This window comes from Streptomyces sp. RK9, from assembly GCF_045070545.1.
GTDB lineage: Bacteria > Actinomycetota > Actinomycetes > Streptomycetales > Streptomycetaceae > Streptomyces > Streptomyces alboflavus.
The window spans coordinates 565181-578006 of record NZ_CP173705.1 but is presented as its reverse complement, the minus strand read 5'-3'; the positions used below and the strand labels follow the sequence as shown (position 1 = coordinate 578006).

Below are 12826 nucleotides of genomic sequence, written 5' to 3'. Positions count from 1 at the left end.
CGGTCGCCCTGCGTTGCCAGGGGTTGCCGGGGGTTTCCGGGGGCGTCCCGCACCGTGTGGTGCGGGGCGCCCCCGTCGGCGTTCGTGGCCGGGCGGGGGGTACCCGCCGTCTGCGGAACGGGTGACGAGACTTGCCATAAGTCATTAATTCGGGCATTTGGGCTACGGTAGGTGAGATTGTCTGACGGACGAGTCCGTACGGGTCGGGAAGGTCACAAGGTAAGCCGATGACAGATGCAAGTCCGCTGGACGCGGCGGAGCGCGCGGTCCAGGTGCTCGGCGGCGGACGGCTGCCCGAGGAGTGGGCCGCGACGCCCCTGACCGTCGTCATGCCCACGTACAACGAGGCGGGGAACCTGCCCGGCATGGCCGACGCGCTGCTCGCCCTGCCGCTGCCGGGCCTCAGCCTGCTCGTCGTCGACGACTCCAGCCCCGACGGCACCGGCGACATCGCCGAGGCGCACGCGCGACGGCACGCCGAGGCGGAAGGGCGTCGCCGCATGAGCGTGCTGCACCGCACCGAGAAGGACGGCCTCGGCCGGGCCTACGCGGCGGGCATGGCGCACGCCGTCGCCGAGGGCGCGCACTACGTCCTGCAGATGGACGCCGACGGCAGCCACCCCGTGGAGAAGGTCGCGGAGCTGCTCGGCGTCGCGCTCGCCACGGACGCCGGGGTCGTCGTCGGCAGCCGGTACGTCCAGGGCGGCACGCTCTCCGACGCCTGGGGCGCCCACCGCAAGCTCCTGTCCCGCTGGGCCAACGCCTACGCCGGCACCATCCTCGGCACCCGCGTCCGCGACATCACCGGCGGCTTCAACCTGTGGCGGGCCGACGCGGTGCGCGCCGTCGACCTCGGGTCCGTCGACAGCGCGGGCTACAGCTTCCAGGTCGAGATGAAGTACCGGGCGGTGGGGCACGGCTTCGACGTCATGGAGGTCCCGATCCACTTCGAGGACCGGACGGTCGGGGAGTCCAAGATGAATCTGATGGTGCAGCTGGAGTCGGTGGTGATGCCGTGGAAGCTGCGGCTCGGTCGCGGAGGGCGTGGCGTACCGGGGCGTCGGCCGGGTGCAGGTTCGGGGCCGGGGGCGTCCTCGGGGCCGGGGTCGTCCGTATGACCAGCACGCTGCACGGGATGACCGGCACGTTGCCCGAGGCGCAGGCCGGGGCCGTCGCCGCTCCTGCGCCCGCCGCGCCCCGCCTCCCCCTCGCCCGGCTGCGCCGCCTCTTCCTCGAAGTCGTCAGGTTCGGCGTCGTCGGCGGCAGCGGCGTGGCCGTCAACCTCGTCGTCTTCAACCTGCTCCTGCACGGCCTCGGCCGGGCCCCGATGACCGCGACGGTGCTCGCCAGCTGCGTCGCCATGGGCACCAACTACCTCGGCTTCCGCTTCTACGCGTACCGGGACCGCGCCTCGCGCACCAAGCGGCAGATCGCCCTCTTCTTCGTCTTCAGCGGCATCGGTGTCCTGATGGAGAGCCTGCTGTTCTACGCCGCGTACCACGGGGCGGGCCTCAGCGGGCCGCTCGGCTCGAACATCGCGAAGGCGCAGTCCATCGTGCTCGCGTCGGCGTTCCGCTTCCTGGTGTACCGGACGTGGGTGTTTCAGCACCGGGCCCACCATGACGTTCGGCGGCCGTAGCCGGTCCCGCTGGGTGTGGGGGCTCCGGGCGGTGGCGGGCGCCGTCGCCGTCCTTCTCCTCGCCGTCGTCGTCCGCCTCCCCTGGGTCGGTGACCTGGGCATCCACGCGGCGACCATCGAACGCCTCCGCCACGACCCGCTCCACCCCGGCGATCCGCTGGTCGACGCCGACGTACCGAGCCCCTACTACTCGCCGTGGACGGTCCTCCTCGGCTTCGTCGCCAAGGCGACGGGCGCGGGCGTCTTCGGCGTGCTGCGCGGCGCGGCCGTCGTCGGCCTCGTCCTCCTCCTCTCCGGCGTCTGGCACTTCGTCCGGGCGCTGACGGAGCGCCGGGCCGCCCCGCCGCTCGCCGTGCTGTGCGTGCTGTTCCTGTGGGGCCCGGTGTTGTTCGAGTGGAGCGGCTTCCTCGGCCTCAACTCCCTTGCCCTGACGGTCTCGTATCCGAGTACGTTCGCGCTCGGCCTGTCCTTCCACCTGTGGGCGTTCCTGCGTGATGCCCTGCGGGCGGGCTCGGGGTGGCCGGTGTTCCTCGGCCTCGGGGCGCTGTGGGCGGTGGTGCTCCTCACCCACCAGTTCACCGGTGTCGTCGCGTCGCTCGGCGCGGCGGCGATGCTGCTCGGGGCCCGGCCATGGCCTCCGCGCGCGGTCCTGCTGCGCCTGGCCGCCGGGCTCGCCCTCGGCCTCGTGGTGCTCGCCGTCTGGCCGTACTACTCCTTCTTCGACCTCTTCGGGGCGGGCGCGGACCTGGAGCAGATCCACCGCGCCCTGTACCGGGACCTCCTCGGCCGCTTCGGCCTGGCCCTCCTGGGTGTGGCCGCGCTCGGCCTGCGCTTTCGCCGCGACCGGCGTGATCCGCTGGTGCTGTTCTTCGCGCTCGGGGTGGTGGTGTTCGCGGCCGGGGGCCTGAGCGGTCATTACTCGTGGGGGCGGGTGCTGCCGGCGGCGCTGATACCCGCGCAGGTCGCGGCGGCGGTGGAGGTGGCGGGGCTGGTCGGCGAGGCGCTGCCCACGGGGCGCGGGCTCCGCCGGATCCTCGCCCCCGCCCTCGCCTCGTCCCTGGCCGCCGCCCTCGCCGTCGGTGCGTGGACGCAGGCCGGGACGCTCGGCTACGTCCTCCCTGCGGGCGCGCTGCCCTCCGCCGTCACCGCGAAGTACCGCCCGCCGTGGCCCGGCTACCGGTGGATCACCCCGTGGGTGCGGTACGGCGACGTGGTCCTGGCGAAGACGTTCCCCGCCCGCCAGATCCCCGCCTACGGCGCGTACACCGTGGCCCCCGGCTACCCCGACTTCTTCCTCCCCGACGAAGTCGCGCGCGAGGACGCCGTGCGCCGGTACTTCGCGCCGGGCACGCCCCGGGCCGAGCGGGTGGGGGTGCTGCGGCGGTACGGGGTGCGGTGGGTGGTGGCGTATCCCGGGGACGGGGGGTTGGGGGAGGGGGATCCCGCGCTGCGGAAGGTGGCTACGGGGCCGCGGGGGCTCGGGCTGTACCGGGTGGTGGGGTGAGGGGCCTCTCGGCCCACGGCAGGGCGATCTGGAGTGAGGGGCGCCGGAACGGCCGTACACTCGGGCTCATGGGTCGCACGGGTTCGCTGGGGCAGTGCCCGCACAGGGCGGCCTCAGGACTGCGCCCGATCGTCGCCGGTCCGGTTGCCGTCCGTGCGGCTGTCGCCGTTGACGTAGAGACGCCTCGGATCCGGCGGATCGCACTCCACGGGCACGGTTAGCGCCGCTCGTCGCACCGGCTCGCCGCTTCTTCCGCTGCCGCGCGCCGGGCCCCTCCCGGGGGTTCCCCGGACATCCCGGACCACCCGGGACCTCCCTGGGCCGTGAGCCGCTTCGCCCCTCCTCGCCGGGCGAAATCCCTTCCCGCTCCGCCCATGTCGCCACACCAGCCTGCCGGCCTCCGCCGGTGCTGCCACCTGGCTCCGACCGCACGACCGGGCCGGGGCCACCCCGAAGGGATCACTGTGAAGCTGAGCGAGCTGCTGGCCGGACAGGAACATCAGGTAATCGAGGGCGACCCGAGCAGCACCGCGGTCACGGCGGGGGTGACCTTCGACGTCGCCCGGGTCGCGCCCGGGTCCGTCTTCGTCGCCGTGCCCGGACACCGCGACGGCGGGCCCGGCTCCGTGGCTGCCGCGTTCGCGCGGGGCGCCGCCGCCGTGATCGTGGCAGGGCCGGATCCGACCCTGCCCGCGCCTCCGGGGCCCGGGGGCCGGTGCACCGTGCGGGTGCCCGACACCCGAAAGGCGGCCGCGGTCGTGGCGTCCCGCTGCTTCGGCGAGCCGGGCCGGTGGATGGACATGGTCGCGATCACCGGGACCAACGGCAAGACGTCTGTCTCGTACATGGTCGAAGCGGTGCTGCGGATGGCCGCGGGCGCGAAGGTGGGGGTCATCGGGACGGCCGGCAGCCGCATCGCCGACGAGCTGATCCCCATGCCGCCCTCGGTCCTGACCACCCCGGAGTCGCCCGACCTTCAGTACCTCCTGGGCCACATGCGGGACCGCGCCACCGGCAGCGTGGTCCTGGAGGCCACCTCGATGGCCCTGCTCAACCACCGGGTGGACCGGACCTTCATCGACGTCGGCGTGTTCACCAACCTCACGCAGGACCATCTCGACGACCACGGGACGATGGCCGACTACCGGGACGCCAAGCTCCGGCTCTTCCAGGGCCTGTGCGGGCACGCGGTCGTCAACGCCGACGACCCCGTGGGCGTCGCGATCACCGCGATGATGCCGGGGGCGGTGACCACGTACGCACTCGACGTACCGGCGGACTACCGGGCGACCGGCCTCGCGGTGAGCGCCATGGGGACGCGGTTCACGCTCCGGCACGGGGGGCGGGCGTATCCGGCGGCCATCCCCTTCCCCGGCCGGTACTCCGTCGCCAACGCCCTTGCCGCGCTTGCCTCCTGCCACGTCCTCGGACACGACCTCGACGCCCTCGTCGCCGCACTCGCCCACATGCCGCCCGTCCCCGGCCGGTTCGAACGCTTCGAGACCCCCGACGGCACCTCCGTGATCGTCGACTACGCCTATTCCCCCGACTCCCTGGACAAGGTCCTCACCACCATCCGCGGTTACACGCGAGGCCGCGTCATCACCGTCTTCGGCTGCGGCGGCGACCGTGACACCACGAAGCGCGCCGACATGGGCCGGATCGCCGGGACCCACTCCGACCTGTGCGTCCTGACCTCCGACAACCCCCGCGACGAGGACCCGGACGTCATCCTCGACCAGATCACCCCCGGCCTCGCCGCCACAGGCACCCCCTTCGACCGCCTCGCCGACCGCCGCGAGGCGATCGCCTACGCCCTGTCGGCGGCGGGGCCCGGGGACACGGTGCTCATCGCGGGCAAGGGGAGTGAGCCGCATCAGACCGTGCGGGGGCGGTTGATTCCGTTCAGCGACATGGCTGTCGTACGGGGGCTGGCCCTGGAGGCCTCGGCGGGCCGCCCCGGGCGGGGTGGCGCCGCCGCTGCCGCTGCGCGGACCGGAGCGCGCACGTACTGAGGGGGTCAGGGGGCCGCGGAGTACCCCAGGCAGCGGGGGCAGGCGCACAGGGGTGGGCGTGAGCTCAGGGGCGGGCATGCGGTGCTCACTTCTGTCGGCGGACCGGAGGCCTGTGCGGCCTGTCATGCCGATGGTCGGCGATCCGGGCCAACCCGGCCCAGTGGAGCGACCGTTGACTAAACTCGGTGTCAACGGTCGACAACTGTCCGGAGCGTCCCGTGGCCGACTTCACCTCCCGTGCCCGCGATGCCCTGGCGGAACAGGGCATCTCCATGCGCCAGGCCGCGCGTGCGCTGAACTACGACGTGGCGTATCTGTCCCGGGTGCTCAAAGGGAAGCAGCGGCCGTCCGAGAACCTGAGGCGTGGGCTGGACGGGCTCACCGGGGCCGAGGGGGCGCTGCTGGCCGCGGAAGTGGCTGTCGCCGCCGACGCGGGGGACGGTCCGGGCGACGACCTCGAAGCGGTCGAACTGGCGCGCCGCGTGCGGGCCAGCGACGTCGGAGCCGAGACCCTCGAGCGGCTGGAGAGCGCCTTCGACCAGTTCGCGGTCGGCTACCAGACGGCGTCGCCCCCGGCCCTGCTGCGAGATGTACGACAACACCTCGGCTACGTGACCAAGTTGCTGGACGACCGCGAGACGCTGAGCGAACACCGGCGCCTCATCGTCCTGGGCGGCTGGCTCTCGCTGCTCGCCGCGACCCTGCACGTCGACCTCAGGGAACCCCGCGCTGCGGCGGCGCGGCTCACCACGGCCGCCTCGCTGGCCCAGCACGCCGAGCATCACGAGATCCACGCGTGGACGTACGAGACGGAGGCCTGGCGGGCTCTCACCACCGGCGACTATCCGCGAGCCGCGGAACTCTCCCGGGCTGCCCGGCACGTCGCCCCACGCGGGGGATCGGCCGAGCTTCAGGCGACCGCCCAGGAGGGGCGGGCCCGCGCGCGCCTCGGCCAGCGGCGGGAGGCATGCGCCGCCATCGAGCGCGTGCAACGGCTCGCCACCACGATGGTGCTGCGGGCCCGGCCGGAGCACCACTACCAGTACGACCCCGCGAAGGCCACGTCGTACACCGCCACGACCTTGGCCTGGATGGGCGACCCCGCCGCGGAACAGCCCGCCCGCGAGGTCATCGCACAGTTCCCACTCGGCGCCGACGCCGCGTCCTGGCCCCGCCGTGCCGTGTCCGCCCACATCGACCTCGCCCTGATTCTGCTGTCCTGCGACCGCCTCGACGAGGCGTGCGATGCCGCACGGCGTGCGATCGCGTCCGGGCGACTGCTGCCCGCGAACCACTGGCGGGCCCTGGAGATCGTCCGGGTGGTCGAGGGGCGGGGGCTGCCGGAGGCTGTGGATTTGCGGGAGGCGTATGAGGAGTTGAGGCCATGGGGCGGGGGCGAGTGACGTCGGTGGCGCCGCGTTCGCAGGGTCACTCCGGTGTGAACTCGTACTCCAGCTCGTAGAGATGGCCCGCCTTGGCCATGACGGTGGCCTCGACGGGGCGGTCGTTGTCGCTGTGGACGACGCGCAGGGTGTGGAGCACCGGCAGGTTGCCGGGGAGCCTCAGGGCCTGATGCTGGTCCTGGGTGGGGACTCTCGCGGAGACGCGGTCCACGCTCCGGCGCGGCGGGAAGCCGAGTGCGGCGAGCAGGGTCGGGGTGCCACCCTTGATCCGGCGCTTCTCCGTGAGGGCGGTTCCCCGGGCCAGGGTCAACGGATAGTAGGAAGTGGCCAGTTCGGCCGGCTCGTCGTCGATGGTGAGGAGCTGGCGCCGCAGCAGCGCCGGTTCGCCGTCGGTGAGGTTCAAGGCGGCCGAGACGTCGGAGGGCGGGCGCGCCTCTGCCACGTCCAGCAGGGTGACGCGCGCCGACGCGCCGTGCCGCGACGCCTCGGTGAGCCAGCGATAGGGCTCTCCCGGGCCTGCTGGGGCCAGGTAGGAAGCGGGGCGCATGGTGCGCTGCCTGTGTTCGCGCACCGTGACCGCTGCTCCGGCACGGCCTATGACGAGCTGTTCGCCCTTGAGGAGCTGCAGCGCCTTCTGGATGGTGGCGTTCGACGCGTCGAAGCGGGCCTTCAGCTGCGCGGTGGACGGCAGCTTGCCGCCCGGGGGCAGGTCGCCGCTCATGATCTCGTCCCGGAGGTCGGCGGCGATCCGCTCGTGCAGTGAGCGCGGGTCGGGTGCGTGGGCTTCGGTGGTGGGCACGGTCATCCGATCCTGATCTCGTAGCGCAGTTGCTGCCGGTGGGCGGGCATGACCATCAAGTCGGCCTGGATCGGCCGGTCGTCGCGGTCCAGGGTGACCCTGGACAGGTGCAGGACGGGCTCGTCCGTGCCTGTGCGCAGCGCCTCGCGCTCGTCCGCGCCGGGCATCCGCGCGGTGACGTCTTCCCGGACCCGTACGCCGATGTGGCCCAACTCGGCGAGCAGGGTGACGGCGCCGCCGGGGATCTTCCCCTTCTCGGCGAGGCGGGTGCCTCGGGCGATGGCCACGGGATAGTACGTGTCCGTCAACTCGCAGGGCTCGCCGTCGAGTTCAATGATCCGGCGGCGCACGACGACGGGCTCGCCGGCCGCCACGCCGAGCAGCGCGGCCACCGCGTCCGGGGCCGGCACCTCACCGGCGTGCGTGATGCGCTGGCCGCCCTTGCCGCCTCGGGCAGCGGCTTCGGCCGCCCACGCGTGGGGCTGTCCCGCTGCCTGCGGCGCCAGGTACGGCATCGAGGTGCTGACCCACGTGCTGTCGCTCACCGTGTCCTCCGGTTCGGCCGGGCGGTCAGGGGGGTTCGACCTTGCTGCTTTACACGTTGAGCGACCCGCTCGGTGCCTGACCCTTGGGTAATCTTGCCGCTTTTCGTGAATAGTAGTACGGGCCTCGTCATCGTACGGCCCAGGACCAAGGCGGTGTTCACCGTGCCCCTGTCACGGCAACGACGATTTCCCCGCGCGCGCCGCTCCGTGCCCGCTGCGCGCGCCTTCGCTCTCGAGACGCTGGTGGAGTGGGGTGCGGACCTAGCCGATCGGTGCGACGACGTGTGTCTCTGCGTCTCGGAGCTCGCGACGAATGCCGTGCTGCACGGTGTGCCGCCGGGGCGCGAGTTCTGCCGCACGCTTGCCGCGGACGGTCCGCTGCTCCGGATCGAGGTGCGCGACAGCGGCGGCGGGCACCCGCGGGTCATGCGCGAGGGTGCCGAGGAGTGCGGTGGCCGGGGGCTGCGTCTGGTGGCGGCCTCGGTCGACGACTTCGGTGTCACCGTGCACAGCCCTGGCAAGACTGTCTGGCTGGTCTTCAAGGCCGTCGCCGAAGTGGTGCCGAGGCTCGCGAATTCCGACGAGACGCGCGGGGTTCACACGTGAGCAGCGGGGGCGGGATCGCGCGAGGCAGGTACGGGGTTGCCGAGTGCGTGCTGACGGTCGCCGAGGGGATGGCGGGTCCGCGCACGCTGTAGGCCGGAGGGGTGGCGGGCTGGCGCCCTCGGGGGCTCACTCGGGTTGGTGGGGGCGGGTGGGTGGGAAAGGGCGGTGCGGTGAAGGCGGGGGTGATCGGCTGGCGGGGGCGTGGGCGGACGGGCTTGGGGCGGGGGGTGCGTGCGGTGAAGGTGCCGGGGGCTCTGGCTCGGGGCTTGGGGTGCGGTGTGGGGTGCGGGGCTCGGGGGACGGGCGGCGGGTGACGGTGTGTGGCGCAGGGTGCGGGGTGCTGCCTTGGGGCAGGGGTGCGGTCCCCTCGTGACGTCGCGTCAGCGGGTTGCGCTTGCTGCCAGGTGGGCCGCTCTGCGGATGCGGGAGTTGTGGGGGCCGATGAGTTTCCTGGCCAGGGGGCGCAGTACGCGGGCCGTCACGCCCACCGGGGTCCAGGTCAGCTGGAGGCGGCCCGCGCCCCGGCCCTCCGGCTCCGCCGTCACCACGTGCGGGGCCGTGCCCGAGCGGTAGGGGACGCGGGCCGTCAGGCGGGGGAAGGTCAGGGGGGCCAGGAGCAGGCCGCTGTTGCGGAGGCGGCCGTCGGTGAGCTGGATCAAGGGGTGACGGGTGCCGGAGAAGCCGTCCGCGGGGACGCGGGCCTTCGTCAGGTCGAGGGTCACCTCGCCCTCGTAGACGCCGGGCCGGACCGGATCGAGGCGGAACGGAGTCGTCAGCCGCCTCCGCCCCGGGGCCACGACGAGCCGGGCGACCTGAGGGCCCACCGGGAGCCGCAGCCCCGGGTCGTACGTGCGGACGCTCAGCCGCAGGGCCGCGCCCCCGGCCCGCTCGATCCGCGTGATCTCGTGGCGGAACTGGGCGCCCGGGAACGGCCGCGAGTCCAGGCCCAGTTCCGTCAGGTCGAGCTCGCGGCGGGCGCCGGGGGAGTCGGGGACGGTCCCGCCCCAGTACAGGCGCCCCTCCGCGTCCAGTGACGTCTCGCGCGGGCCCACGCCGTGGCCGAGCCCCCGGGCCGCCAGCTGCGCCTCCGCGAGCCGCCCGTCCCGTACGAGCTGGAGGACGACCCGCTCCGCGCGCGGCAGCCGCTCGTAGGCGCCGGGCGCGAGACCCGCCAGGTAGGGGTTCACGATGTCCGCGAAGCCCCGGAGCCACTCCTCGTCGCGGAACGGGAGGTCGCCCGCGTACATCCGGAAGTCGTGCTTGAGGAACTTGTAGTCCTTGGCCTCGCGGACCCCCGCGTGCCCGCTGTCCACCAGGAACGCGTCGATCAGGCCCTGCACGTACACCCGGTCCCGCACATTGCTCAGCTTGTGGCGCTGGTTGGAGATCGACGCCGCCTCCGCCGCGCCGTACGGCTCTATGTACCAGCGGTACACCGGCTCCGGGATCACCGTGAACGCCCTCGCCAGGCAGTACGCCTGCGCCGAGAAGAGCTGGTCCTCGTAGTGGATGCCCTCGGGGAAGCGGAGGGAATTCCGGTCCAGGAAGGCCTTGCGGTACATCTTGCTCGTCGACAAGTGCTCGAAGAACAGGGCCGGTTCGGCCTCGATGCCCGCCACCGTGCGGCGCTCCGCGACGAGGTGCGGCATCCAGGTCGAGGTGCGGCCCGTGTCTACTCGTACCCGCTCCACCGCTCCCATCGTGAAGTCGACCCTCGCCTCGGCGTGCGCCGCCAGGAGCAACTCCACCGCCCGCTCAGGGAGTTCGTCGTCGCTGTCCAGGAACATCAGGAACGGGGCGCGCGCGATGTCGATCGCCCGGTTGCGGGGCGCGCTGCAGCCGCCGCTGTTCTCGGGCAGGCGGAGGTACGTCACGCGGGCGTCCCGCGCCGCCAACTCCCGTGCCACGCGCGGCGTCTCGTCCGTCGAGTGGTCGTCGCTGATGACGATCTCGATGTTCGGGTGCGTCTGGGCGAGGAGCGAGGCCACCGCGCGCGGGAGGCGTTCGGCGTCGTTGTAGACGATGACGGTGATGGTCACGTCGGGGGTGTCGGAAGCATCGGTGGTCACTGGGTCGCCTCCTCCGGGGTCGGGGCCGGGGTCCGTTCGTCCAGGGGGGCGATCGGCGGCAGTGACGTTTCGCTCTCGCCCAGGAACACCCTCCGTACGACCCGCTCCGCCGCCCGCCCGTCGTCGAACTCGCAGAACTTCCGCCGGAACGCGGCCCGCGCCTTCGCCGCCGTCTCGTCCCGCCAGGCGTCGGAGGTGAGGATCCGCGTCAAGTCCTCCTGGGTGCGCGCCACTTGGCCCGGCGGCTCCGCGAGCAGGTCGAAGTACACGCCGCGCGTCTTGGCGTACGTCTCCCAGTCGTCGGCGTAGACGACGATCGGGCGGTCCAGATTGGCGTAGTCGAACATGATCGAGGAGTAGTCCGTGATCAGGGCGTCGGCGGCGAGCGCCAGGTCCTCGACGGGGTCGTACGTCGACACGTCGATGACCCGCCCGGCCCGGCGCAGACCGGCCAGCGGGGACGCCGTGCCGCCGTAGAAGTAGTGGCCGCGCACCAGGAGCACGGTGTCGTCGCCGAGGCGTTCGGAGAGCGCCGCGAGGTCCAGGCGCGGGGTCCAGGTGGCCTCGTAGTCGCGGTGCGTGGGGGCGTAGAGGAGGGCTCGCGCGCCGGGCGCGATGCCGAGGCGCTCGCGGACCGTCCGCACGTCGGCGGCCGTCGCCGCGTAGTACACGTCGTTGCGCGGATAGCCGTAGTCCAGCTCCACGTACCGGGACTGGTAGGCGCGCTGCCACATCTGCGTGGAGTGGCTGTTGGACGAGACGCTGTAGTCCCAGCGGTCCACGCGCGCGAGCAGGTCGTGGAAGTTCAGGCCCTTGGCCGCCGCCGGGTAGTCGAGCTGGTCGAGGCCCATGCGCTTGAGGGGGGTGCCGTGGTGGGTCTGGACGTGCACGGCGTCGGGCCGCTTCACGATCGCGTTGGGGAAGTTGGCGTTGTTCACCAGGTACTTCGCCGTGGCCAGGACGCGGGAGTGGCGGCGGGTGCCGGGGACGACGTGGTCCGTGCCGGGCGGAAGGAGCGGTACGTTCTCGGCGGCGACCACCCACACCGCGTGGATGTGCGGGGCGAGTTCGGCGAGCTTCGCGGCGATCGCGGCCGGGTTGCAGGCGACGCCCCGGTCCCAGTACGCCGAGAACACGGCCAGGTCCGGGTCGATCGGCCGCCGCAGGTCCTGGTGGTAGCGCGCGTCCCTGACCTTCCTGCCGACCGCCGCGCGCCCCGCCCCGACGGCCGAACGCACCTTGCGGCGCTGCTGGTTGGCCGCCTGGAACGCGCGGTACTTCGCGTACGCGTCCTCCTCCAGGAGGCGGCGGCGCACCCCTTCCAGGCCGCCGGGCCGCCGGTACCCGGCCGGGCGGTGGGCGACCGCCGCGCGGGAGGCCCGGCGGAAGAACTCCCGCGCCGCCGGCTCGGGCAGCCGGTCACGGGCGACGATCCGCAGGCTCGCGGTGACCATCGCCGCGTACAGCACGGCACTCGGTCCGGTCCCCGCCTCCCGCGCGGCCGCCAGGTCGAGCAGCCGCTCGTACGTCTCCAGGAGCGCGAAGCGGTCGTCCGCGGTGACCGGCGGCAGGCTCTCCGCCCGCACCCGCCGGTCCTCCAGGGCGACTTGGTCGTACGTCGCCAGACGTCCGGCGGCCAGCGCCACCGCGTACGCCACGAACAGCTCGTCGTCCGTGCCGAACAGCTCCGCGTGCGCCCGCCAGAAGCCGGCCCGCACGACCCTCGTCCCCAGCAGCGGCGTGACCTTCAACAGGTCCGGGCAGTCCGCGAGCAACACGTCCCGGCGGCCCGGCTTCGCCAGGAACCGGCCGTCGGGGCCCGGCATCCGGGCGTGCCGCCAGGTCGAGCGCACGTGGTCGGTGAGCAGGACGTCCACGGTGTCGGCCAGCGCCGCCGCCCGCTCGGCGACCGCGCGGGCCGCGAGCGCCGTCACCCCGTCCTTGCTCCGCACGAACTGCAGCCAGCGTCCGGCGGCCCGCGCCGCGCCCGCCGCACGGGCCGCGCTGTCCGGGGTGCCTTCGGGCAGCGGGACGACCGTCACGGAGGGGTGGTGGGCGGCGGCGTCCTGCGCGGAGGGCCCGACGGCGGCGACGATCACCTCGACGGCGGGGGCTCCGGGGGCCGGGTCGGCCGCGCCCGCCGGGCCCGTCCCGTCGAGCCCCGCCCCGGTCAGCTCCGCCAGGGCGTCGGGCAGATGCCCCTGCGCGTTGCGGCCGTACACGACGACGCTCAGTTCCGGCACCAC

10 protein-coding genes are annotated in these 12826 nt (G+C 73.4%); 6 read left to right on the top strand and 4 right to left on the bottom strand.

Features of this window, described 5'->3' with window-relative positions; all coding sequences use genetic code 11:
• Positions 1 to 227: 227 nt before the first annotated feature.
• The 5 genes from AB6L24_RS40020 (at position 228) to AB6L24_RS40000 (ending at position 6561) form a co-directional block, all read left to right on the top strand.
• A complete protein-coding gene (locus AB6L24_RS40020) occupies positions 228 to 1118 on the top strand; it encodes a polyprenol monophosphomannose synthase (RefSeq protein WP_405664482.1) in 891 nt (296 codons plus the stop codon).
• Between the two features lie 17 nt (positions 1119 to 1135).
• On the top strand, positions 1136 to 1639 hold the full coding sequence (locus AB6L24_RS40015; RefSeq protein WP_380860517.1) for a GtrA family protein: 504 nt from the start codon (positions 1136 to 1138) through the stop codon (positions 1637 to 1639).
• A complete protein-coding gene (locus tag AB6L24_RS40010) occupies positions 1620 to 3143 on the top strand; it encodes a hypothetical protein (RefSeq protein ID WP_405664480.1) in 1524 nt (507 codons plus the stop codon). Before AB6L24_RS40015 ends, AB6L24_RS40010 begins: the two co-directional genes overlap by 20 nt.
• Before the next feature lie 464 nt (positions 3144 to 3607).
• Positions 3608 to 5158 carry a UDP-N-acetylmuramoyl-L-alanyl-D-glutamate--2,6-diaminopimelate ligase gene (locus tag AB6L24_RS40005; protein ID WP_405664478.1) on the top strand — a complete coding sequence of 517 codons (1551 nt, stop codon included), beginning with the start codon at positions 3608 to 3610 and terminating at the stop codon, positions 5156 to 5158.
• A gap of 218 nt (positions 5159 to 5376) precedes the next feature.
• On the top strand, positions 5377 to 6561 hold the full coding sequence (locus AB6L24_RS40000; protein ID WP_405664477.1) for a transcriptional regulator: 1185 nt from the start codon (positions 5377 to 5379) through the stop codon (positions 6559 to 6561).
• Between the two features lie 25 nt (positions 6562 to 6586).
• Here the strand turns inward: AB6L24_RS40000 and AB6L24_RS39995 are convergent, their stop codons facing one another.
• Together AB6L24_RS39995 and AB6L24_RS39990 are read right to left on the bottom strand one after the other, a co-directional pair.
• Positions 6587 to 7366, bottom strand: a complete 780-nt coding sequence (locus AB6L24_RS39995; RefSeq protein WP_405664475.1) for a GntR family transcriptional regulator — start codon at positions 7364 to 7366, stop codon at positions 6587 to 6589.
• A complete protein-coding gene (locus AB6L24_RS39990; protein WP_405664473.1) occupies positions 7363 to 7905 on the bottom strand; it encodes a UTRA domain-containing protein in 543 nt (180 codons plus the stop codon). The genes AB6L24_RS39995 and AB6L24_RS39990 overlap by 4 nt, the downstream gene beginning before the upstream one ends.
• Before the next feature lie 162 nt (positions 7906 to 8067).
• Between AB6L24_RS39990 and AB6L24_RS39985 the strand changes: the two genes are divergently transcribed.
• Positions 8068 to 8511: an ATP-binding protein gene (locus tag AB6L24_RS39985; RefSeq protein WP_405664550.1), complete on the top strand. Its 444-nt coding sequence runs from the start codon at positions 8068 to 8070 to the stop codon at positions 8509 to 8511.
• A gap of 380 nt (positions 8512 to 8891) precedes the next feature.
• On the opposite strand, the gene AB6L24_RS39980 is transcribed toward AB6L24_RS39985, so the two are convergent.
• Both AB6L24_RS39980 and AB6L24_RS39975 read right to left on the bottom strand, forming a co-directional pair.
• Positions 8892 to 10580 (bottom strand): glycosyltransferase family 2 protein, encoded by a 1689-nt coding sequence (locus tag AB6L24_RS39980; protein ID WP_405664471.1) that lies wholly within the window; start codon positions 10578 to 10580, stop codon positions 8892 to 8894.
• Positions 10577 to 12823: a CDP-glycerol glycerophosphotransferase family protein gene (locus AB6L24_RS39975; RefSeq protein WP_405664548.1), complete on the bottom strand. Its 2247-nt coding sequence runs from the start codon at positions 12821 to 12823 to the stop codon at positions 10577 to 10579. Before AB6L24_RS39975 ends, AB6L24_RS39980 begins: the two co-directional genes overlap by 4 nt.
• Positions 12824 to 12826: the final 3 nt, after the last annotated feature.